Source organism: Streptomyces sp. NPDC059398 (assembly GCF_042751845.1).
In the GTDB taxonomy this organism is placed as follows: Bacteria; Actinomycetota; Actinomycetes; order Streptomycetales; family Streptomycetaceae; genus Streptomyces.
Map to the genome: position 1 here is coordinate 2,231 of NZ_JBHYWP010000004.1, position 22,137 is coordinate 24,367.

Sequence of the window (22,137 nt, forward strand, 5' to 3'; positions counted from 1 at the left end):
GGGGGGGGTGGGGGGAGCCCCCCGCGGCCCGGGGGGGGTGGGGCCCGCGGGCGGGGGGCGGGCGGGGGCGTGTCCGCCCCCGCGCCGATCCGGAGCCCCGAGCTCCCAGGATCGGCCTGGCCGGACCCTCATCCCCGAGTGGTCCGCCCCCGCACGAAATCTCCCCAGGGCAGCACCCCTCAATCCTCGGTGGTTGTCACTCGAAGGTGGGGTGTTACGGAGGAAAACCGCGTGTTCGAATGCGAGTTCGATAGCCTGTGTGGGGCCGGCTCCGAACGAGCTCCGAATGAGCTTTGAGCAAGCTCCGTACGAGCTCCGTACGAGCTACGAACCAGCTACGGATCCATCCTGAGCGGCCAGCCGCAGTGTGTGCGGGACCGACCACCCGGGGGACTGAAGGGGGTGCCAGAACAAATGGTGCAGCGCATCGACGTGACCGGACCTGACGGCGTACGCCTTGCTGCCTGGGAGTTCGCCGACCCGCCCAAGGAGACCGACGAGGACGCCGGGGACGTCGGCCGCGCCCCGGGTGTCTTACTGCTGCACGGTCTGATGGGCCGCGCCTCGCACTGGGCGTCCACCGCCCGCTGGCTCTCCGGGCGCCACCGCGCGGTCGCCCTCGACCAGCGGGGCCACGGCCAGAGCGACAAGCCCGCCGAAGGCCCGTACACCCGGGACGCCTATGTGGCGGACGCGGAGGCGGCGATCGTCCAGCTGGGGCTTGCCCCCGTGACCCTCATAGGCCACTCGATGGGCGCACTCACCGCCTGGCAGCTCGCGGCGAAACGGCCGGATCTGGTCCGGGCCGTGGTCATCTGCGACATGCGGGCCTCCGCCCTGGGGATGGCCTCTCAGCGCGAGTGGGAGGACTGGTTCATGTCCTGGCCCGTCCCCTTCGCGACACTCGCCGACGTACGGAAGTGGTTCGGCGAGGACGACCCGTGGGTGGAGCGGCCGAATCCGTCCCGGGGTGAGTTCTTCGCCGAGGTGATGGCGGAGAGCGCCGACGGCTGGCGGCCGGTCTTCTCCCCTCGCCAGATGCTGAAGTCCCGCGAGACCTGGGTCTTCGAAGCGCACTGGGAGGAGCTGGCCCAGGTGCAGTGCCCCGCGCTGGTGGTCCGGGGTCTGGACGGCGAGCTGGGCCGGGCGGAGTCGCAGGAGATGGTGCGGGTGCTGCCCCGGGGTGAGTACGCGGAGGTGGCCGACGCGGCCCATCTGATCCACTACGACCAGCCCGAGGCATGGCGCGCGGCGATAGAACCGTTCCTGGACGCGGTGGTCACCCCGTAGCGGGGGAGCCCGCCCGGCAGCGGGCAGTGGCCACCAGGCAGGTGCGACCGCCACCCGGCAGCGGGCAGTGGCCACCCGGCAGGTGAGGCAGCCCCGCTGCAGGAGAGGCAGTCACCCGGCAGATGAGGCAGTCACCCGGCAGGTGCGGCCGCCACCCGGCAGGAGAGGCAGCCCCGCGGCAGGTAGGGCCATCCACCGCTCACCCCTTGCTGACCGCCAGCAGGATCTCCGGCAGCCGGCCGGCCGCCTGCGGTGCGGCGGCCCGCAGCCCTGCCCAGGCCGTGAGCGCCCCGTACACCGCGCCCACCGGCAGCAGAATCCACAGATACGGCTCATTGCCCGTGACATGCAGGGCGATCAGCAGGGCGATCACCGGAGCGCAGAGCAGAGCGGCCGAGACCATGCCGCCGAAGATGGAGATCCAGGCCAGCCCCGCCTGCCCCGGGGCGACGTTCTTGTGGGCGTTGTCCTGCGGGATCGAGTACGGGAAGCGGGCCGAGGTCACGGCGCCCGTCCCCAGCATCGCGCCGAGCAGGGCGAAGGCGAGCCCCATCGCCTCGGGCAGCGCGCCCCAGTCGCCGAGCAGCCCGGCCGTGACCACCGTGACCAGCGCGGTGTACGGGACGGTGACCAGGGCCAGCGCCAGGGCGCGCGACCGCAGTTCGGTGAACGCGTCCCGGGGCGACGAGATGGTCTGCGCGACCATCCAGAACGCCGAGGTGTCCTGGCCGAACTGGTTGTACATCTGGATGCCGAGCATCCCCGCGCCGAAGCAGGAGAAGTAGACGGACCCGCTGCCCTGCACGGCGTTGAGCACCGGCACGATCAGCCCGATCGCGAGCGACGCGATCCACGCGGCCTTGGTCTTCGGGTCGCGCCAGATGTAGCGCAGGGTGCGGAGCATCACCGTGCCCGTGCGGCCTTCGGGCAGCAGCCGCGACAGGCCCCGCGCCGACTCCCTGCGGCTCGGTCCTGCCGCCGCGAGCGTCGAGCCGTCCGGTGAGGTCATCAGCCGGACCAGGGTGCGCCGCCAGAGCCGGAGCATGATCACCAGGAAGGCCGCCGCGATGGCGAGTTGGGCCACGGCCACTCCGTACGAGCCGCCGCTCGCCGAGTCGACGGCGCCGATCGCGGAGGCCGGCGGCAGCCACCGCACCACGTCCCCGGCCGGGTCGAGCGCGGAGAGGCCGCCCGCCCTGCTGAGGCGCTGGACACCGAAGTTGACCGCCTGGATGCCGACCGCGATCACCAGACCGCTCAGTACGGCGAGATCGCGGCCCTTGCGCGAGGTGAGCAGCCGGACGTTGGCGGCGGCCACCGCCCGCGCCAGCGCCACACAGACCAGCACGGTCAGCGGAACGGCGATGACGGCGGCCACCACGGCCGCCGCGTTCGTCGCCACGGCGAAGGCGGAGCCGGCCGCGAGGCAGAGCGTGAACAGCGGTCCGACGCCCACCAGTGAGGCACAGAGCAGAGCCCGGACCAGCGGTTCCGGGCGCAGCGGCAGCATCACCAGACGGCTCGGGTCGAGCGTCTCGTCGCCGCTGGGGAAGAACAGCGGCATCGCCGCCCACCCCACCGCGAGCACGAGCGTCAGGATGACCGTCAGGGTGCCCGCGTGCGCGTGACCGTGCAGCAGGACCAGGCCGAGGAGCAGCAGCGCCGCGAAGAAGAGCGAGACGGCGACCGACGCGATGTACGCGGCCCTGCGGCCCGACGACTGGCGCAGCCCGTTGCGGAGCAGGGAGAGCTTCAGCCGGATGACGACCGGGGTGAGGGAGGGGCCGACCGGGTGGGCTCCGGGGGTGCCGGAGGCGTCGCCGGGGGTGTCCGGGCCTGCGGTGGTGGCGGACGCGGTCATCGCGGGCCCCCGCCCAGCCAGTCGAGACTCTCCCCGGCGTTCCTGCCCTGCGCGCCGACGAGTTCGAGGAACGCCTCCTGGAGGGAGGGCGCGGTTCCGCGTACGTCGGCGAGCGGGCCCTGCGCGCGGATCCGGCAGCCCGCCATCACCGCCACCCAGTCGCAGAGCGACTCGACCAGCTCCATCACATGGCTGGAGAAGACCACCGTCGCGCCGGAGCGGGTGTAGCGCTCAAGGACCCCGCGGATCGTCTGCGCGGAGACCGGGTCGACGCCTTCGAACGGCTCGTCCAGGAAGAGCACTTCGGGGTTGTGCAGCAGCGCGGCGGCCAGCCCGATCTTCTTGCGCATCCCGGTCGAGTAGTCGACCACCAGCTTGTGCTGGGCGCCCGCCAGATCGAGCACGTCCAGGAGCTGGGTGGCCCGTTTGTCGACCTCGGCGCCGGGCAGCCCGCGCAGCCGCCCGCTGTACGCGAGGAGTTCGCGCCCCGAGAGCCGCTCGAACAGCCGCAGCCCCTCGGGCAGTACGCCGATACGGGACTTGACCGCGACGGGGTCCTGCCAGACGTCGTGGCCCGCCACCTGTACGGCGCCCCGGTCGGGCCTGAGCAGGCCGGTCACCATGGAGAGGGTGGTGGTCTTGCCCGCGCCGTTGGGACCGACCAGACCGATGAACTGGCCCGCGGGCAGTTCGAGGTCGATCCCGGCGACCGCGACCTGCTCCCCGAACCGCTTCCACAGTCCCTCTACCCGTACGGCTGCCTGGTCCGGCATGTGCAGCGCCTTTCAAAGTCGCGGCTCTTGCGCCCCACCCTACGGTCGCCCGGCCGGCGCCCGGCCGTCCCGGCTCCCCTCGCGGCCGTCGCCGCCCCGGTCCCGGCCCTACCTGCGGCCGTCCCTGCTCTCCTGGCCGCAGCCGTACGCGAGGGGCCCGGTCAGCTCGTCCGCGTCCGGCAGCCAGCGGTTGACCGCCGTGGGCCGCCGTGCCCACTGCACGGTCCCGGCGGACCCCACCCGGGTGGGCGGCGCCGCGATGTAGTCGCCCTCGCCGCGGACCACCAGATCGATCGTGGACGGCAGCCACCCCAGCCTCCGTACCAGCTGGGGCACTTTGGCCCCGGCGCCCGGCAGGACGAAGAAGAGCATCCGGCGGTGGGGCGTGCGGATCACCGGGCCGAGCGTCACCTCCCTCCGCTCCATCCGGGCCAGCGCGAGGAAGCCCGCGGTCTCGGGGACGTCGATGACGTCGAAGGTCCGCCCGGTCGGCAGCAGGACCGAGGCCCTCGGCTGCCGGGACCACAGGGAGCGGGCGGCCACGGCGCTGCCGGTGGCCTCTGCCGCCCAGTCGGGGCGCGTGGGGTGTGCGCCGGGCGCGGGGCACGCGGTGTCCCCGCAGGAGCACCGCTCGCCGCCCGCCACGGGCTCCAGCCAGGTGCCGGGGAGCACGTCCCAGTGCCGCTCCTCCGCGTACCGTACGGCGCTGTCCAGCAGCGGTTCTGTGCGCTGCTGGGGAATCTGTGCGGCCTGCGTGCCCGTGGTGGTCTCATTCACGCACGGCTCAACTCCCGCCACCACCTGGGGTTACGGGGTCAACACACCGGGCAGAGCCGTGGTTTGACGGCATACGGGGCGCATGGAGGCATGGGCGGGGGCGCGTAGGCGAATGCACCCCCCGGAACGGGTATTCCTCAGCGAGGTGCAAGAGGAATGCCGGGATTACTCCCGTCTTCCACCGCATTCTCCCGACATTTCCCGGGCAGTGATCAACCCGACCGGATCAGTGATCGCCGCACGTCTCAGGGGGTATTCATGGCCGCCAGGCCGCTCGTCGCCCGTCAGCCCAATGAACGGCTGCAGGCACTCATTCAGGAAGCCGGCTGCTCCAACGCCGGTCTCGCCCGTCGCGTGAACATGGTGGGGTCGGAGCGGGGCGTCGACCTCCGCTACGACAAGACCTCCGTCGCGCGATGGCTGCGCGGGCAGCAGCCGCGCGGGCGGGCGCCGGGCATCATCGCCGAGGCGCTGGGCCGCAAGCTGGGCCGTACGGTCACGATCGACGAGATCGGGATGGCCGACGGCAAGAACCTGGCATCCGGGGTCGGTCTGCAGTTCTCGCCGACCGTGATCGGCGCGATCGAGCAGGTCTGCGAGCTGTGGCGCAGCGACGTGGGGCGGCGCGACTTCCTCTCCGGTTCCACGGTCGCCGCCTCCGCGCTGGTCGAGCCGAGCCGGGACTGGCTGATCACGGGGGCGGACGCGCAGGTGGCGCGCGCCGCGGGGGCCCGGGTCGGGGCGTCGGACGTCCAGGCGGTACGGGCGACGACGGCCGCGCTCACCGACCTCGACCACCGGTTCGGCAGCGGCCATGTGCGGCCGATCGTCGTCCACTACCTGAACAGCGTGGTGTCCGGGCTGCTGGCCGGTTCGTACCGTGACGCGGTGGGCCGCGAGCTGTTCGCGGCGGTGGCGAGGCTGACCGAACTCGCCGGTTACATGGCGGTCGACACCGGTCAGCCGGGGCTCGCCCAGCGGTACTACATCCAGGCCCTGCGGCTGGCCCAGGCGGCGGGGGACCGCGGGTACGGCGGCTATGTGCTGGCCGCCGCGATGAGTCATCTCGCCGCCGAGCTGGGCACTCCGCGCGAGATCGCACAGCTCGCGCGGGCGGCCCAGGAGGGCGCGCGCGGCCGGGTCACCCCGCGGGCCGAGTCGATGTTCTACGCGGCCGAGGCGCGCGGCCACGCGCTGATGGGCGACGCGCGTGCGGCGGAGGAGGTCGCGGGGCGCGCGCTGGCGGCGATGGACCGCGCGCAGTCCGCTACGGACGCGGGCGACGACCCGGAGTGGATCACCCACTTCGACGGCGCTTATCTGGCCGACGAACTGGCGCACTGCCACCGCGACCTGGGCCAGGGGGCGGCGAGCGCGAGCCGCGCCGAGGAAGCGCTGGCGGGCCTTCCGGAGACCAAGGCCCGGCGGCGGGGGATCGGCATGGTGCTGCTGGCCACGGCGCAGCTCCAGCAGCGGGAGCTGGAGCAGGCCTGCCGCACGGGGACCCTGGCGATGGAGCTGCTGGCCACGGTGCGTTCCGGCCGGGGTGCGGACTATCTGGACGATCTGCGGGGGCGGTTGGAGCCGTTCGCGGACGAGCCGGTGGTCCGGGATCTGGGGGCGCGGATGGACGTCGTGGTGGCGTAGGGGTGAGGGGAGACGGCGGTGGGGCTGCGCCCGGGGGACGGTCCCGCCCCGTCGCACCCTGCCGCCGGGCCTCGACGGGTCGCTGTTGCGGGTCGTTCCGCTGGGTGTGGCCGGGCTGTCGGCTGTGTGCGGCCTGTGGAAAGCCGTACGGGCAGCGTCGAGAACAAGCCATCCCGGCCCCATCTGGACGCCGTCCGGCCCAAGTACAGCGCCGGGCGCCCCGCATGTGTTACATCGCACACCCCCATCCGCCGTCCCGTGGCAGACGCGTCCGTTCACCCGGTAGCGTGAACCGACGATTCCGTAGGTCCACGTGCAGTAGGAGTCCCGGTGACGCAGAACGGACAGGGCGACGAGCCGCAGCTTCCCGCTGTACGGCGCGCGCACGAAGGTGTCGTACTGCCGTCCGACGGGAGCGGCCCGTGGATCCCGGAAGTGGCGGGCGAGCACACCGTCCCCGCAGGCGGCCAGCCGTGGGGCCAGCCCTGGGGACCGCAGGACGGCGGACCGCAGCCGCCGCAGCAGCAGCCTCCGCACATACCCCAGCACCAGCCGCCCCACCAGCAGCTGCCGCCTCCGTCCCACCAGCAGCAGCAGTTCCCGCAGCATCTGCCGCCGCAGCAGGCGCCGTACCAGCCGCAATTCCAGCAACAGCAGCCACAACACCAGCCGCACCAGCCGTACCACCAGCCGCCCGCCTCGCAGCCGCTGCCCCCGGCCGCGCAGCAATCCCCGTCGTTCGCTCAGCCGTTGCCGCCCGAGACCCCGCCGGGCGGGGTCGTGCCGGGCGGGGGCGACAACGAGGCGACGCAGTTCATCGCGCCCGTCCCCGGGGCGCCCGGGAACCCGGCGGAGGCCACCCAGTACCTGGGCTACCCCCAGCAGTCCGGGCCCGCCCCCGCCGCCGCGGGCTCCGACGCGGACCCCACGCAGTTCCTGCCGCCGGTCCCGGCCGCCCCGGCCGCACCCTCCGGCGGTCCGTACGGCATCAGACCGGGAGCGCCCGAGGACCGGCAGCCGCCCGCCGAGTTCGACAGCCTCTTCCGTACGGACAACGGGGCAGGGCCCCAACCGGCCGGTGAGACCCAGCAGATGCCCCGCTTCGACTCCCCGGCGCAGGCGCAGCCTCAGGCCCAGGCGCCCTATGGCGGCGGCACGTACGGCGGGGCCCCGCACAACCCCCCGCCCGGCAGCGACCCGTACGGCAGGCCGCAGCAGCAACCCGGCGCGCAGACACCGCAGTACGCCCCGGAGCCCGCATCCCGGTCCGCCGCGGGCAACGGCCGGCGCAAGTCGCGTACGCCGCTGATCGCCGCCGTCGTCGTCGGCTGCGCCGTCATCGGGCTCGGCGCGGGCGCGCTGCTCAGCGGGGGTGGCTCCGACAAGAAGGACGACAAGCAGCCCGCGGGCGCCACCGCGACCACCGCGTCGAAGGAGCCGGAGGCGGCGAAGGACCCGGCGCAGCCGCAGGCCGTCGCGCTCGACAAGGTGCTCGCCGACAGCAACAACAGCCGCTCCGCGGTGATCGCGGCGGTCGGGAACATCCGGTCCTGCCAGAACCTGCCCCGGGCGGCGTCGGACCTGCGCGGCGCGGCCAAGCAGCGCCACGATCTGGTGACCAAGCTCGGCACGCTCTCGGTCGACAAGCTGCCGGACCACGAGAAGCTGACCGGCGCGCTGACCACGGCGTGGAACGCGTCGGCGACCGCCGACGAGCAGTACGCGGCCTGGGCCCACGCCGTCGCGGCCGACGGCAAGAAGGAGTGCAAGCACGGCCACGCCAAGCGGACCGCGGCGGCCGGCCGCGGCGACGTGGCCAGCGGCAAGGCCACCGCGGCGAAGAAGCAGGCATCGGCCCTGTGGAACGCCATCGCGGAGAAGTACAGCCTGACCCAGCGCCGGGGCGACCAGCTCTGACCGGGCTTGACGGGACGAACGGCGGGGGCCCGGAAGACCGTCCCCGCCGGGAACGTACGATCGAAATCGTGCAAGGTTCTCCGAACGCTTCCCGTCGCGGCCGTCGCTCCACCACCATGGAGGGCATGCCGTTGACTGACATGCCGTGGTGGCGCTGGCGCGCCAATGTGCGCTCCGCGCTGCATATGCTCTCCGACCCGTCCTTCCACCAGGAGTGCTGGCTGGCAGGCCGTGCGGAGTACGGGGACGTCACCGATGCCGTGTACCGGCTGGTCGAGGACACCTGGCTCGACAACTGGTCCGCCGAGAAGTACGTCGGGACGGTCTTCCGGGACTCCGGCGAGTCCGCACTCGTGGATGTGGCCGTGCTGCGGGTGCTGCGCATCATGCACCAGGTCGGGGCAGATGCTCCCGTATCGGTCTATATGGAGCATCACGGCTGGCCGGAAGCGGTCCGGGCCGCGCGGGAGGCACACGTACGGCTGGCGACGGCCGACGGCGACGACCCGGATACGGCGCCGCGCACCCTGGAGGTGCTCCGCATCGTGACCAGGGCCGCCTGACGGCGGACGGTTGTGGCACCCTGCTGTCATGAACGACCAGTACGTCCTCACGCTCTCCTGCCCGGACAAACAGGGCATCGTGCATGCCGTGTCGAGCTATCTGTTCATCACGGGGTGCAACATCGAGGACAGCCAGCAGTTCGGGGACCGGGACACCGGGCTCTTCTTCATGCGGGTGCACTTCTCGGCCGAGCAGCCGGTCTCCCTGGAGAAGCTGCGTGCCAGCTTCGCCGCCGTCGGGGACGCCTTCGACATGGAGTGGCAGCTGCACCGCGCCGATGACCGGATGCGGATCGTCCTGATGGTCAGCAAGTTCGGCCACTGCCTGAACGACCTGCTCTTCCGGTCCCGTACGGGCGCGCTGCCCGTCGAGATCGCCGCGGTGGTCTCCAACCACCCGGACTTCGCCGAGCTGGCCGGGTCGTACGGCATTCCCTTCCACCACATCCCGGTGACGAAGGACAACAAGGCGGCGGCCGAGGCGGAACTGCTCGACCTGGTCCGCAGGGAGAACGTCGAGCTGGTGGTGCTGGCCCGCTATATGCAGGTCATCTCGGACGACCTCTGCAAGGCGCTGAACGGCCGGATCATCAATATCCACCACTCCTTCCTGCCGAGCTTCAAGGGCGCGAAGCCGTACCACCAGGCGCATGCGCGGGGCGTGAAGCTGATCGGGGCGACGGCCCACTATGTGACGGCCGACCTGGACGAGGGGCCGATCATCGAGCAGGAGGTCGAGCGGGTGGGCCACGAGGTCACGCCCGACCAACTGGTCGCGATCGGGCGCGATGTGGAGTGCCGGGCGCTGGCGCGAGCGGTCAAGTGGCATGCCGAGCACCGGATCCTGCTGAACGGGCACCGGACGGTGGTGTTCGCGTAGCGCCGCTCCCGCTCCCCGCTCTCCGGCCCGGTTACTCCCGGGCCGCCCGCCGCCGCTGGTCAGGGCGGTCCGGGCGGCCGCCCGGGGCGCTCACATCCGGCTGAGCGAAGCCGCCGCGAACAGCACGTCCCGGATCGCCTCGCGGTCGCCCTCCTGCCCGGCGACCGCCTCCTCCGGCTCCACATGTCCCGCAGCCAGCCGGCAGAACTCCACCCCGTCCAGCGCGACATGGGCCACGGCCAGGTCAGGGGAGCCCTGCGCGGCCGGGGAGTCCAGGGCGATGTACCAGTCGCCGCCGCCCGCGCCCTCGATCTCCAGCCGCAGCGAACGGCCCGGCCGCCCTTCCGGGACCGGCCCGCGGGCCGGGCTCGCCAGGCCGGAGCGGCGGCGGCCGGCCAGGGTGGCGGGCAGCGTCCGGGCCGCCAGGTCGATCATGAGGTTGAGATGGGCCGATGACGGCGGCTCGTACGGATAGTCCACGGCGTCCGCGATGTCGCCCGCGTGCAGCCAGCACTCGAAGGCGCGGTCCAGGAGCGAGTCGCGCAGCGGCAGACTGAACTCCCCGTACGATACGGACGGTTCGGGCATGTCCTGGCCGGTGAAGGAGACCGTCCGGAGCAGAGTGTGGCTCTGTGCGCGCCAGGGCTCGCGGATCGTGCCGGTCGGGGGAGCGGCGAGCGCCCGCCAGTACCGCCTGGTGCGCTCGGTGGGTGAGCGCGGCGGATCGCTGCCGAGGAGACCGTCGAGGCCGTCGTCCAGGCCGAGCGCGGCCGATACCAGGCCGTCGACGGTCAGCAGATGGCCGATGACCCCGGCGACGGTCGTCCGCCGGGAGGTGGCGCGCTCGTCCTCGTACCACTTCAGCCGGACCGGGGCGTGCCACTCCGCGTCGCCGAAGTCGTTCAGCAGGGCGTCCAGCCTGGCGGTCTCCGCGTCGTACGGAGCCGCCCACGCCGGGATCGGGATCCGGGCCGGTCTGCGGCCCAGGCAGCCCTGGAGCACCCGGGACCGCAGCAGCGGGTCCAGGTCAAGGCTCCGCTCCGTGTGCAGCAGCGCCACCGCGTCCCGCAGCCGCAGCGCCTCGTCCGCACAGGGCGCGCAGTCGGTGAGATGGTCCTCGACGGCCTCGGTCTCCTCGGGAGAGCAGGCGGCGAGCGCCCAGGCGCCGAGCAGCGATTTCAGGACCTTGTGCGACAGCTCCACTGGCGGCGCGGGCAGGAAGGCCAGGTCGTCGGCGGCCCCGCGCGGCCCCGGTATCCGCGCCGGAGCGTCCTCACCGGGGCGTCCGGCCGGTTCCTCCGCCGGCCCCGTCACAGGGCACGGCCGTATCCGGGCGGCGAAGCCCCTTCGGCGGGACGGGTGTTGGCCGTGGAGAGCAGCTGGAGCCCGAGGCGCAGCCGCCGCCGTGCCTCGTCCTCGGTGACACCGAGATCGGCCGCGGTCTGGCGGTAGTCCCTGCGCTGGAAGTACGCGAGTTCGAGGGCGGCGCGCAGCGGTGCGGGCATGGAGGTCACGATGTAGTCGGCGCGGGCCGCAGCCGACGCCTTGCGCACCTTCTGCTCCAGCCTCTCCGTCTCCTCGGCGGTGCCTTCGCCATGGGCGGCGAGGGACGCGGTCTCGGCCTGGCGGAGCAGCCTGACGGCCTGGCGGTGGGCGAGGGCGGCGACCCAGGAGCGCATCGGGCCGTGCTTCGGCTCGTACTCCTCCGGGTGCTCCCAGATGTGTACGAAGACCTCACGGGTGATGCGGTCGGCCGCCTCGTCGTCGTCCAGTACGCGGTGGGCCAGGCTGTGCACGAGGGAGGCGAACCGGTCGTACAGCTCGCCCAGCGCGGCTGCCTCGCCCCGCGCGAGCCGCTGCTGCATCCTGCGGTCCCACCGCTGTGGTGTGTCCTTCGGCATCAGGCCCCCAAGCATCCGCCCCAGTCCCCTTCGACAGTAACCGCAGGGCCCGCGAAGTGCGCCTCTTTGCGGTAAGCGCGGTCCGGGAGCGCTGCGGGGTGGTAGGGGAACGCTGCGCGGTGGTAAGGGAGTGCGGTGGACCGGCGGTGGAGCGATGAGGGCTGGTCCAGGCGCCCGGAGGCGGCCGAATATGATCTTTTCTGTCTGAAAATGCCTGGGTTTTTATGGCAGGGACGGTGTTTCATAAGGGTCCGATGGGGCAGCCGCCCGAGTGGAACGCAAACTTCCGGATCTTTTTCCGGACCGGCAGACCGACAGCGGAGAGGTCCAGTCCCGTGATGCTGAACGTGACCGAAGCCGAACGCGGTGCCTGGCGCGTCCTGCGCATATCTGGCGAAATGGATCTGGTGAGTTCCCCCGAGGTCCGTCAGTGCGTCCATGACGCGGTGGCCGCGGGCTGCCACGACGTGGTACTCGACCTCTCGGACGTGGTCTTCTGCGACTCCAGCGGTGTCGGTGTACTGATCGCGGCCCGCAGACTGATGCGCTCCTGCCAGGGCCGGCTGCGGCTGATCCTGCCGGGCGGCGGCGAGGTGGGCGGCATGTCGGGCCAGGGCGGCGCCGCCCATGTGAACAAGGTGCTGGGCGCCCTGGGGGTCCGACGGCTCTTCGAGGTGTACGCGGACGTGTACGACGCCACGGAGGACGACGCGCAGCCGATCTCGGCCTGAACGGCAGCCTGTCGTTCCCGGCGAACGATTCTGCCCGCAGGTTTGCCCCTGGGGCCCTTACCGGGCGGGGCGCCCGTCCGGTAAGGATGGGGGTGCACCAGAGGCCCGGAGCCGGACCGGGCGCGTCGCCGGATCCGCCGGCCTGGTGCCGTCTCGGGAGGGCGTATGCGCAGCCGACAGTCGAAGCGCGGGAGCGGGCTGCCCGCGGCTGCGGGCACCGCCGAGCGCCCGAGCGCCCCCGCCCTCCCCGTACAGCGCGACCTCGCGGTCCGCTCCCCGCAGGGTCTCCTCGCCCTCCAGCGGGCGGCGGGGAACGCGGCGGTGGCCGGTCTCGCGTCCCGGGGTGCCCGGAGCGCGGGGACCCGGGCGCCCGCTGCCGCGCCCGTCATCCAGCGGGTGAAGACCGGCGCCCCGACCGGTGTCGTCAGCGGCGACGACGAGGCGTTCTTCACCACACAGGCGCCGGAGGGCGTACTGCGCGACGGCCGTCGGCAGCCGGACGGCCTGCTCGACCACCACGTGGACCATGTGGACGCCCAGGATCACCATCCTGGCGACGTCAGCCTCCGGTACTCCGACGACGACACGCTCGCGGTACACGACACCGAGCGGGAACCGAAGGAGTTCTACGCCACGGACGAGGTGTTCCAGCACGCGGTGGACCGGCTGGCGCAGGTCGGCAGCGCGTACACGCTCGTCCGGGGCGGCTCGCAGATCAAGACGGCCGCGGGGACGCTGGGCAAGATCACCCCGGTCACAGCGGACGAAGCCACCCGGAAGAAGGCAGGCCGCTTCGCCGATCTGATGCTGACGGAGTGTATCGAGGTGGCGCGCAAGGTCGTGGGCTCCCGCAAGATGCAGGTGGTGATGGCGGGCGACGGTGGCGCGGCTCCCTGGCGCGGGAAGTCCGGTGTGGACCTGGCCCATCACCTGGACAAGACGGCGCGTTCCGGCGGTACGACCAATCCGGCGGAGGCCGCAGCGGGGGCCTCCGCGGCGGGAGCCGCAGCGGAGGCGAACGGCACCGAGATCCACAACGAGCGGGAGGTGGCCCGGGACTACGGAACCACCCTGCGCGAGCGTCCCGCCGAAGCGGACCGGGTCGCCCAGGAGATGGGTGTCAACCAGTACGCCAGGCCGCTGGTCGGGGAGGGCTTCGCCACCCACTCCGTCGGCGACGAGGACAAGCACGACTTCGCCACGGTGCCCGACGGCGAGAGTTTCACCGACCGGTCCGCCGACGACATCTGGAACTACCACTTCGCCGGGGTCGTCGCCCGCAGCAAGGACGAGAAGTCCTGGGTCACGCTGGAGAACTACAAGCGGGACTACAACGCCAAGGCGGCCGTGGGGGCCTTGGAGAAGAAGCTGTTGAAGGCGTACAAGGAGAAGACCAAGGCGCTCCTGAACGGCTACCAAGGCAAGACACCGCAGGGCGTCTTCGACAGCGACAAGGTCATGGCGATGATCCAGGAACTCGCCGGCGTCACCCGCCAGGACGCCATGCAGGAGTACCAGAAGCTCGGCACGGACAAACTGGCCTGGCAGGGCAAGTGGTTCTTCCGTCTCTACGGCTCCCAGCCCGGCGAGACCTTCCACGACAAGCAGTACGGGGGCGGCGCCAACGACATCGTGAACCCGCTGACCGTCCGGGTGCGCCGGGGGTGAACCCCCTGCTGCTCCCGCGCTGAGACCCCGTACCGGCCCGGCCGTTCAGCCGTACAGCTCCCGCAGCTTGTACTTGAGCACCTTCCGCAGCGCGTCATTGCGCGGCAGGGCGTCCACCACCTCCAGCTGCTCCGGCAGCTTGTGTACGGAGAGGCCCTCGTCGCGCAGGAACGCCGATATCGCGGCCAGGGTCAACTCCCCGGCTCCCGGCCGCCGTTCGAGGACCGCGCAGACCCGTTCGCCGCGCTCCGCGTCCGGGAGCCCGACGACCGCCGCGTCGGCGACCGCCGGATGCTGGTGGAGCAGGTCCTCGATCTCCTTGGCCGAGATGTTCTCGCCCTTGCGGATGATGATGTCCTTCATCCGCCCGGTCAGCACCAGATGGCCGGTCTCCCTGAGATGGCCCACGTCGCCGGTGACCAGAAAGCCGTCCGCGTCGAAGGCGTCCGCCCCCTGGTCCTGGCCCGCGTACCCCTGGCAGACCGCTTCGCCGCGCAGCCGTACCTCCCCGTCGACCCCGGCGGGCACCGGTTCGCCCGCCGCGTCCACGATGCGGATCTCCATTCCGGCGGGCGGACGGCCCTCCGTGGTGGCGAGGTGCTCGGCCGTGTCGTCGGGGGCACCCATGGTGATCATGGGGACCTCGGTCATGCCGTAGCCGTGGGTGAGCTGTACGCCCATCTCCCGTACCACCGCGTGGTACACCTCCGGGGGCTTCGGCGCCCCGCCGCCGGCCAGCAGCCGCAGGGTGGGGACCAGCCGTTCGCCGGGGACCTTGCGCTGCTCGGTGAGGAACATCGAGTAGAACGCGGTGGAGCCGCCCGCGACCGTCACCCCGTGCCTGCGGTACTCGGGCAGCGCCGTCTCCATCGCGAAGTGCTCGAAGAGGACGGCCGGGAAGCCGTAGAGGAGCAGCATCACCAGGTAGTCAGGGCCGCCGATGTGTGCGAAGGGGAAGGCCATCGAGCCGACGTCGTCCGAGGTGAGGTGCAGGGCGTGGGCCAGGCAGGAGCCGCCCGCGATCAGCGAACGGTCGGTGTGCAGCACGCCCTTGGGGTCGGATGTGGTGCCGGATGTCCAGTAGATCCAGCGGACCGCCGTGCCGTCGGCAGGCGGCGGCGGGAGCACGGCGGGGTCGCCGTCCGGCAAGGTGCCGTACGCCTCGAACACCCCCCGGGCGCCGAGCCGTTCGGCCATCGCGGTGTGGTCGTGCCCGCGCCAGGTGCCCGGTACGGCGAAGAACTCCGCCCGGGATTCGCGGAGCGCGAAGCCGACCTCGCGGTCCCGGTAGTACGGGATCACCGGCGACTGGACCGCGCCGAGCCTGGCCAGGGCGAAGGAGAGCAGCACGGTCTCGGTCCTGGTCGGCAGCTGCCAGGCGACCACGCTTCCGGGCCGCACCCCCATCCCGTACAGACCGGCGGCGACCCGCTCGGCGCCGTCCCGCAGTTCCCCGAAGGTCAGTGTGCGGTCACCCTGGAGCAGCACGGGCCGGTCCGGGGTGAGGGCGGCGCGGCGGTCGGCCAGCTCCCACAGTGTGCGGGATGCGCCCAGTGCGTGTGCGGTCTCGTCCATGCGGCCCGAACTCCCTCGTGCTCCGGCGGGTCTTGGCTGACGGGCACCCGTAGCTGACGTACACGCGTAACTGACGGGTAGTCAGGTCGTGTCGAGAGCGTAGGGCTCCGCGCCTTGTCGGTCCAGAGGGCCGGGAGCTAGCCTGCTTCCTGACGGCCCATCAGGTTCATGCGCTGTGACAGTTGCGTACGGCTGTGAACTCCGCCGGATATCGGGCCACCGGACATGCCGGAAGGGACACCCTGATGGACCTCAGGTACACGGAGGACGAGGAGGTCTTCCGCGGGCGGCTGACGGAGTGGCTCGCGAAGGCCCTGCCCGCGCTGCCGCCCGCACCGGACCCGCTGGACTGGCCGGGCCGCCGCGCGTACGACACGGCCTGGCAGCGGATGCTGTACGACGCCGGGTACGCGGGGCTGCACTGGCCGGCCGACGCGGGCGGGCGCGGTGCCACGCCGACCCAGCACCTGATCTTCCTGGAGGAGACCGAGCGAGCCGGGGCCCCCTACGTCGGGGCGAACTTCGTCGGGCTGCTGCACGCGGGCCCGACGATCGCCGCCGAGGGGACGGCGGAGCAGCGGGCGCGCTGGCTGCCGCCGGTGCTGCGCGGGGACGAGATCTGGTGCCAGGGGTTCAGCGAGCCGGGCGCCGGGTCGGACCTGGCGTCGCTGCGGACCAGGGCGGTGCGCGACGGCGACCACTATGTGGTCAACGGCTCCAAGATCTGGACCTCGCACGCCGAGGTCGCCGACTGGTGCGAGCTGCTCGTCCGCACCGAACCAGTCAGCGAAGCGGTGCCCAAACACCGGGGGATCACCTGGCTGGCCATGCGGATGGACACCCCCGGTGTGACCGTGCGCCCGCTGCGGACGCTCGCGGGGTCCACCGAGTTCGCCGAGATGTTCCTCGACGACGTACGGATCCCGGTCGGCGACCGGGTGGGCGACGAGAACGACGGCTGGCGCGTCACCATGGTGACCCTCTCCTTCGAGCGGGGCACCGCCTTCGTCGGCGAGGTCGTCGCCTGCCGCCGCACCCTGGGCGAACTCGCCCGTACGGCACGGGAGAACGGCAGCTGGGACGCCGATCCGGCGCTGCGCCGCCGACTCGGCAGGCTCGGCGCCGAGTTCGCGGCGCTGTGGCGGCTCACCCAGTGGAACGTGAGCGAATCGCAGGGCGGGGGCGGGGCCGTATCCGGGAGCGGCCGGTCCGCGTCCGGTGGCGGGGGCGGTGGGTCCGCGTCGGGGGGCCGGGGCGGCGGCGGATTCGGGGTGCCCGGCATCGGCGGTTCGGTCTTCAAGCTCCGCTACTCGCAGGCCCGTCAGGAGCTGTACGAGGCGGCCGCCGAGGTCCTGGGCCCCGATGCCATCGACCTCGCGCACCCCTGGAACCAGGACCGGCTGTCCTCGCTCTCGTACACCATCGCCGCGGGCACCTCGCAGATCCAGCAGAACATCGTCGCCGAGCGGATCCTCGGCCTCCCCAAGGAGCGCTGATGGACTTCCGGCTCACCGATGACCAATTGGCCCTGCGCACCGGCTTCCGTGAACTGCTGGCCGGCCGCTTCGGACGGGACGCGCTGCGGGCCGCCGTGGAGCGCCCGGCCCTCGACCGCGCCCTGTGGCGGGAGCTGGGCGAGGCCGGGCTCTTCTCGCTCCGGTTGCCCGAGGCGGACGGCGGGGTCGGACTCGGGCTGCCCGAGGCCGTTCTCGTCTTCGAGGAGGCGGGGCGCGCCCTGCTGCCCGGCCCGCTGGTCGCCACGCATCTCGCGGCGGGCACGGTGCCGGGCGCCGACACCGGGCGGACCGTCGTCGCGGCCTCGGACGGCGCGCTGGTGGAGTGGCTCGCGGAGGCCGACGAGGTGATGCCCGTGGTGGGCACCACCGCGGACGCCACTACGGGCACCACCATGGACACCGTTGCGGACGCCCGGCCGGTGCGGTCGGTCGACCCGCTGACGCCGCTGCACCGTGTCCGCGGCGGACGGCCCCCGCACCCCGCGGCGGCCCTGCTCACCGCGGCCCTCCAGCTCGGCAGCGCGGCGCGCACCACCGAACTGGCCGTGCGGTACGCGGGCGAGCGCGAGCAGTTCGGCCGCCCGATCGGCTCCTTCCAGGCCGTCAAACACCTCTGCGCCCAGATGCTCGTACGGGCGGAGCTGGCCAGGGCGGCGGTGTACGCGGCGGCGGTGACCTGCGAGGCGGGCGGCGGCGGTACGAGCGGGGGCGGGGGACGGGCGGGGGACGGGGCGGCCGGCGCCGAGGTCGCCGGGGCGAAGCTGCTCGCCGATGACGCGGCCGTCCGTAACGCCCGGGACTGCCTCCAGGTACACGGCGGTATGGGATTCACCTGGGAGTCAGATGTTCATCTTCATCTCAAACGGGCCTGGGTGCGGGCCGAACAGTGGATCACCCGGACCGAGGCCGAGGAGCTGGTCGCCGCCGCGCTCTGAGGGGCGGCGGGATGTCACCGGGCCGTCACCGAGCGTTGATACCGGGTTGTGTCCTTCGACAGGGCCGTCACGGGCCGGAGTCGGCGCCGCGCTCCGGTACGCTCCGTGGGATGCGAACGACCGTGTTGCGCGGATGCGCTGTTGGCACCTCCGGGGTGGCGGCAGCTCGGGGAATGCGCGCCGTTCGCACCGTACGTGGGTGCGAGGAGCGCCTTCGTTCGACTGTCCGCAACAGGCGTCGCACAGTATGCACCACGCCTACTCCTTCGCGCTGGAATATGCCCGAAGCGCTTGTTGCGGTGACTGTACGTCAACCATGCTGTCTCTTAAGGGAATCACGGTCCGTGATCCCTGAGAGGCGCTAGGCGATGTTCCCCCGGTGCTTGAACAGCTCTGAGGGATACCCCCGGCCGGTTCGGATGGTGTGAGCGGTGCAGGTGCTTCAGGTACAGCTGGAGGTCGGACCCGATCCCGCGGAGGTGGGGCGGGCCCGTAGGTGGGCACGGTCCAGACTCGTGGGGTGCGGGATAAGGGCCGACGAGCCACTGGCCGAGACGCTGATTCTGCTGATCTCGGAACTGGTGACCAACGCCGTGGTGCACACGGGGTGTCCGGCGGTGCTGCGCATGCTGTTCGGGCCGCCCGACGACGACGCCGGGACGGTCCGGGTCGAGGTGGCCGACATCAGCGCCTGCCCGCCCCGGCCCCGGCACGCGGAGGGCGAGGACACCAACGGCCGCGGTCTCGAACTGGTCGACGGGCTGGCCGACCGCTGGGGCTGGCAGCCCGAGGGGCGCGGCAAGTCGATCTGGTGCGAGGTCGACCGGGGCGGATGCGAGGTCGCACCGGGGGCGTGCGAGGTGGACAGGGGCGTGTGCGACGGCGTGGGAAGTGCGCCGGAGCGCAGGGAGGTTATCCGCGACACCACGGCATTCGACCCCTCTCGCGCCGTCACATATCGGGTGTAACTCGCATAGCCCTGCCCTGGTGTTGACGCGGAGTGGCGGTCTGATCACGCTTGCAGAAGCGGTCCGCCCGTGGGGGGAGACCGGGATGCCGGGGGGTGTGGGGGCCCGGATTCCGGTACGAGGACCGCGTCCGGCGCCGGCCTCTCCCGGGCAGGGGGAGGCGGCGCCCACGCCGTTGCCGCGGGGGGGGGCCGGGGGCGCCCCCCCCCGCACACGCGCCCGCGGGCCGGGGCGCGGGGGCCGCGGCGGGGGGGGGGGGGGGGGGGGCCCCCGCGGGGGGGGGGGGGGGGGGGGGCGCGGCCGCCCCCCCCCGCAACTCCGGCCCCGGTGTGGCCGTGGAGGACCTCGCCGTACCGCTCAGAGAATCGCCACCGGGGCGACCGGTGCCCCCGTACCGCCGGTGAAGGGCTCGGGTGTCGCGGAGAGCAGGAAGCTGTACTGGTCCGCTTCTGCACAGGCTGTGGACAACTTTTCAAGATTCCAGTTCTGCCCCTGCGGCATCCCCATCTCGACCAGATGCAGGGCGTGTACGGGCAGCCAGAGGTCCTCGCTCTCGGGCGGGAAGATCTCGAAGGTGACGGTGTCGTTGGCGACCGCCGCCACATCTCTGGCGTGGAACCACTCCGGGGTGCGGATCGAAAGCCCGGGTGACGGATAGGTGTAGCCGTTCCGGTCGCCGCTCAGATACAGCCGGATCTGCCCGGTCCTCACGAGCACGATGTCTCCGGCGCGCACCTCGGTCCCCGCCAGTTCCTGGGCCGCCTCCAGATCCTCCGGCGTCACCGCACGGCCGCCCGCCAGCCGGTCCTCGCCCCTGGCGCGCGCCACATCGAGCAGCACCCCGCGTGAGACGAGGTGGCGGACGGTGCCGATCCCGCTGAACTCGGCGCCGCCGTGCGCCGTGACCGTCTCCGCCGGGCGGCCGTTGTAGAGCTTCCCGGAGTGCGAGGCGTGGGTGAGCGCGTCCCAGTGGGTGCCCGTCTGCAGGCTCATGGTCACGATGTCGTCGCTGGTGGCCACCGTGCCTGGCCCGAACAGCTCCTGGTTGATCTGGACCATCGCGTGCAGCGGGTTGACCCGCCCCGGGATCATCCCGGTCTGTACGCCGTCCTGTTCCAGGGCGATCGCCAGCGGGATGCGGCGGCCACTGCGCACCCCGGCCGCGGCCTCCCGTACGACCTCGTCGGTGATCAGGTTGAGGGTGCCGATCTCGTCGTCGGCGCCCCAACGGCCCCAGTTGTTCACGCGTGTGGCGATGTCGTGGAAAGCGGCCGGCAGGGACATCGGGCCTCCGGGGGTCTTGTGCTCGGCTGTCTGACTACCCGTAAAATCTAACGGTCCGTCAGAAACCGCGGGAAGGGGCCGGGCATGGGGAACTTCTTGGCAGGCAAAGTCATCGCCGTGACAGGGGCCGGGCGCGGCATCGGCAGGGCGGTCGCCCTCGCCGCCGCGGCCGAGGGCGCCCGGGTCGTCGTCAACGACTACGGGGTGCCCATCGAAGGCGGTGCACCCGAGAGCGAGGTCGCCGCGTCCGTCGTCAAGGAGATCGTGGCGGCGGGCGGCCAGGCGGTCGCGGTCGCCGACGACATCTCGACGATGGCGGGCGGGCAGCGGATCGTCGATGTGGCACTCGCGCAGTACGGGCGGATCGACGGTGTCGTCTGCGTCGCCGGGATCCTCCGCGAGCGGATGCTCTTCAACATGTCCGAGGAGGAGTGGGACCCGGTGGTCGCCACGCACCTCAAAGGCACCTTCACCGTCTTCCGGGCGGCGTCGGCCGTGATGCGCAAACAGGGCAGCGGCACCCTGATCGGCTTCACCAGCGGCAACCACCAGGGCAGCGTCGCGCAGGCCAACTACAGCGCGGCCAAGGGCGGCATCATCTCGCTGGTGCGCAGCGCCGCGCTCGGCCTCAACAAGTACGGCGTGACGGCCAACGCGGTGGCCCCGGTGGCCAGGACCCGGATGTCCGCCAACGTCCCCATGGAGCTGAAGGAGATCGGCGAACCGGAGGACGTGGCCGCACTCGTCACCTATCTCCTCTCGGACCGCGCCCGCGACGAGAAGATCACCGGCCAGGTGTACACCATCGCGGGCCCCAAGATCGCGGTCTGGGCCCAGCCGAGGGAGCTGCGCGCCGGCTACGCGGAGGGCGCGGCGTGGACACCCGAGCGGATCGCCGACTTCCTGCCGGGGACGGTGGGGGTGGACCCGATGCCGATGCTGGCGCAGTTGGAGGCGATGGCGCGGGCGGCGGCGGCCAAGGAGCGGCCCAATGGATGAGGACGGGACGGCGGCCGGTGGCGGCGGCGCCGGGAAGGTCACCGTAGGGTACGGCGCCCCCGGGGGCGGGGCGGTCGGTGACGGCGCTCTCGGGGGCGGCCCGGATCGGGGCCCGGCGCTCGTACGGGTGAGAGGCGGCCACACGAAGGGGGCCCGGTATGGACTTCTCACCCGGGCCTGACGACGCCGCGTTCCGGGCCGGGGCGCGGACCTGGCTGGCGGACCGTCTCACCGGTGCGTTCGCCGCCGCCGGAGCCACCGGCGGACCCGGCAGCGAGCACGAGGGTACGGAGCTGCGCCGTTCCTGGGAGCGGGAGTTGGGCAGCGGAGGCTGGATCGGCATCGGCTGGCAGGGCGACTTCGGCAACCGCCGGGCCACTCTCACCCAGCAGGTCGTCTGGGCCGAGGAGTACGCGGCGGCCCGCGCCCCCGGCCGGGTCGGCCACATCGGCGAGAACCTGCTCGCGCCCACCCTGATCGCCTTCGGCGACGAGGAGCAGCAGTCCCGCTTCCTGCCGCCGATCGCCCGCGGCGAAGCGCTCTGGTGCCAGGGGTACAGCGAGCCCGGGGCCGGCTCCGACCTGGCGGCGGTGCGTACCGCTGCCGTACGCGACAACGACGGGGGACACCGCGTCACCGGCCAGAAGATCTGGACCTCGCTGGCCCGGGAGGCCGACTGGTGCTTCGTACTGGCCCGTACGGAACCGGGCTCGCGCGGCCACCACGGGCTCTCCTTCCTGCTGGTCCCGATGGACCAGCCGGGGGGGGCGGTCGCGCGGCCGGACCTCGCGCGGCGCCCGCGAGCCGAGAGCGACCAAGGGTTGGTCGTACGGGGCGCCGGCGGCGGCGGG

The 22,137-nt window shown here is 72.5% G+C and carries 19 protein-coding genes; 12 read left to right on the forward strand and 7 right to left on the reverse strand.

The features are described 5' to 3' along the window. The first annotated feature begins 414 nt into the window (after window positions 1–414). Window positions 415–1,290: an alpha/beta fold hydrolase gene (locus tag ACFXBC_RS02620; protein WP_385017849.1), complete on the forward strand. Its 876-nt coding sequence runs from the start codon at window positions 415–417 to the stop codon at window positions 1,288–1,290. Window positions 1,291–1,489: 199 nt separating this feature from the next. On the opposite strand, the gene ACFXBC_RS02625 is transcribed toward ACFXBC_RS02620, so the two are convergent. The 3 genes from ACFXBC_RS02625 to ACFXBC_RS02635 all read right to left on the reverse strand — a co-directional run bounded on the left by ACFXBC_RS02625 (window position 1,490) and on the right by ACFXBC_RS02635 (window position 4,701). Beyond that, complete coding sequence (locus ACFXBC_RS02625; RefSeq protein WP_385017852.1) at window positions 1,490–3,151, reverse strand: transporter; 1,662 nt, start codon at window positions 3,149–3,151, stop codon at window positions 1,490–1,492. After that, window positions 3,148–3,924 carry an ABC transporter ATP-binding protein gene (locus ACFXBC_RS02630; protein WP_385017855.1) on the reverse strand — a complete coding sequence of 259 codons (777 nt, stop codon included), beginning with the start codon at window positions 3,922–3,924 and terminating at the stop codon, window positions 3,148–3,150. The genes ACFXBC_RS02625 and ACFXBC_RS02630 overlap by 4 nt, the downstream gene beginning before the upstream one ends. Window positions 3,925–4,032: 108 nt before the next feature. Beyond that, a complete protein-coding gene (locus tag ACFXBC_RS02635; RefSeq protein ID WP_385017858.1) occupies window positions 4,033–4,701 on the reverse strand; it encodes a bifunctional DNA primase/polymerase in 669 nt (222 codons plus the stop codon). A 258-nt stretch (window positions 4,702–4,959) separates the two neighbouring features. Here ACFXBC_RS02635 and ACFXBC_RS02640 point away from each other — a divergent pair, with 258 nt between their 5' ends. The 4 genes from ACFXBC_RS02640 (at window position 4,960) to purU (ending at window position 9,708) form a co-directional block, all read left to right on the forward strand. Further along, complete coding sequence (locus ACFXBC_RS02640) at window positions 4,960–6,348, forward strand: transcriptional regulator (protein ID WP_385017861.1); 1,389 nt, start codon at window positions 4,960–4,962, stop codon at window positions 6,346–6,348. A gap of 330 nt (window positions 6,349–6,678) precedes the next feature. Continuing rightward, window positions 6,679–8,265: a hypothetical protein gene (locus ACFXBC_RS02645; RefSeq protein ID WP_385017864.1), complete on the forward strand. Its 1,587-nt coding sequence runs from the start codon at window positions 6,679–6,681 to the stop codon at window positions 8,263–8,265. Between the two features lie 116 nt (window positions 8,266–8,381). Then, entirely contained in the window at window positions 8,382–8,828 is a 447-nt protein-coding gene (locus ACFXBC_RS02650; protein WP_385018119.1) for a hypothetical protein, read from the forward strand. A 28-nt stretch (window positions 8,829–8,856) separates the two neighbouring features. Further along, window positions 8,857–9,708: a formyltetrahydrofolate deformylase gene (gene purU, locus ACFXBC_RS02655; RefSeq protein WP_385017867.1), complete on the forward strand. Its 852-nt coding sequence runs from the start codon at window positions 8,857–8,859 to the stop codon at window positions 9,706–9,708. A 90-nt stretch (window positions 9,709–9,798) separates the two neighbouring features. Here the strand turns inward: purU and ACFXBC_RS02660 are convergent, their stop codons facing one another. Beyond that, on the reverse strand, window positions 9,799–11,022 hold the full coding sequence (locus ACFXBC_RS02660; protein WP_385017870.1) for a maleylpyruvate isomerase N-terminal domain-containing protein: 1,224 nt from the start codon (window positions 11,020–11,022) through the stop codon (window positions 9,799–9,801). Beyond that, entirely contained in the window at window positions 11,019–11,609 is a 591-nt protein-coding gene (locus ACFXBC_RS02665; RefSeq protein ID WP_385017873.1) for an RNA polymerase sigma factor, read from the reverse strand. Before ACFXBC_RS02665 ends, ACFXBC_RS02660 begins: the two co-directional genes overlap by 4 nt. Before the next feature lie 335 nt (window positions 11,610–11,944). Here ACFXBC_RS02665 and ACFXBC_RS02670 point away from each other — a divergent pair, with 335 nt between their 5' ends. Both ACFXBC_RS02670 and ACFXBC_RS02675 read left to right on the forward strand, forming a co-directional pair. After that, window positions 11,945–12,340 carry an STAS domain-containing protein gene (locus ACFXBC_RS02670; protein ID WP_385017876.1) on the forward strand — a complete coding sequence of 132 codons (396 nt, stop codon included), beginning with the start codon at window positions 11,945–11,947 and terminating at the stop codon, window positions 12,338–12,340. Between the two features lie 165 nt (window positions 12,341–12,505). Next, a complete protein-coding gene (locus ACFXBC_RS02675; protein WP_385017879.1) occupies window positions 12,506–14,008 on the forward strand; it encodes a DUF4157 domain-containing protein in 1,503 nt (500 codons plus the stop codon). Window positions 14,009–14,053: 45 nt separating this feature from the next. Here ACFXBC_RS02675 and ACFXBC_RS02680 read toward each other — a convergent pair whose 3' ends face one another. Continuing rightward, entirely contained in the window at window positions 14,054–15,583 is a 1,530-nt protein-coding gene (locus tag ACFXBC_RS02680) for a class I adenylate-forming enzyme family protein (protein ID WP_385017881.1), read from the reverse strand. Between the two features lie 245 nt (window positions 15,584–15,828). On the opposite strand from ACFXBC_RS02680, the gene ACFXBC_RS02685 reads away from it, so the two are divergent. The 3 genes from ACFXBC_RS02685 to ACFXBC_RS02695 all read left to right on the forward strand — a co-directional run bounded on the left by ACFXBC_RS02685 (window position 15,829) and on the right by ACFXBC_RS02695 (window position 19,003). Beyond that, entirely contained in the window at window positions 15,829–17,079 is a 1,251-nt protein-coding gene (locus tag ACFXBC_RS02685; RefSeq protein WP_385017884.1) for an acyl-CoA dehydrogenase family protein, read from the forward strand. Beyond that, window positions 17,079–18,035, forward strand: a complete 957-nt coding sequence (locus ACFXBC_RS02690) for an acyl-CoA dehydrogenase family protein (protein ID WP_385017888.1) — start codon at window positions 17,079–17,081, stop codon at window positions 18,033–18,035. The genes ACFXBC_RS02685 and ACFXBC_RS02690 overlap by 1 nt, the downstream gene beginning before the upstream one ends. 431 nt (window positions 18,036–18,466) lie before the next feature. Beyond that, a complete protein-coding gene (locus ACFXBC_RS02695) occupies window positions 18,467–19,003 on the forward strand; it encodes an ATP-binding protein (protein ID WP_385017891.1) in 537 nt (178 codons plus the stop codon). A gap of 357 nt (window positions 19,004–19,360) precedes the next feature. On the opposite strand, the gene ACFXBC_RS02700 is transcribed toward ACFXBC_RS02695, so the two are convergent. Beyond that, window positions 19,361–20,287 (reverse strand): cyclase family protein, encoded by a 927-nt coding sequence (locus ACFXBC_RS02700; protein WP_385017893.1) that lies wholly within the window; start codon window positions 20,285–20,287, stop codon window positions 19,361–19,363. 84 nt (window positions 20,288–20,371) lie between these two features. Here ACFXBC_RS02700 and ACFXBC_RS02705 point away from each other — a divergent pair, with 84 nt between their 5' ends. Both ACFXBC_RS02705 and ACFXBC_RS02710 read left to right on the forward strand, forming a co-directional pair. Beyond that, a complete protein-coding gene (locus tag ACFXBC_RS02705; RefSeq protein WP_385017895.1) occupies window positions 20,372–21,286 on the forward strand; it encodes an SDR family oxidoreductase in 915 nt (304 codons plus the stop codon). A gap of 158 nt (window positions 21,287–21,444) precedes the next feature. After that, the coding region (locus ACFXBC_RS02710) for an acyl-CoA dehydrogenase family protein (protein ID WP_385017897.1) at window positions 21,445–22,137 on the forward strand (693 nt) is incomplete at its 3' end.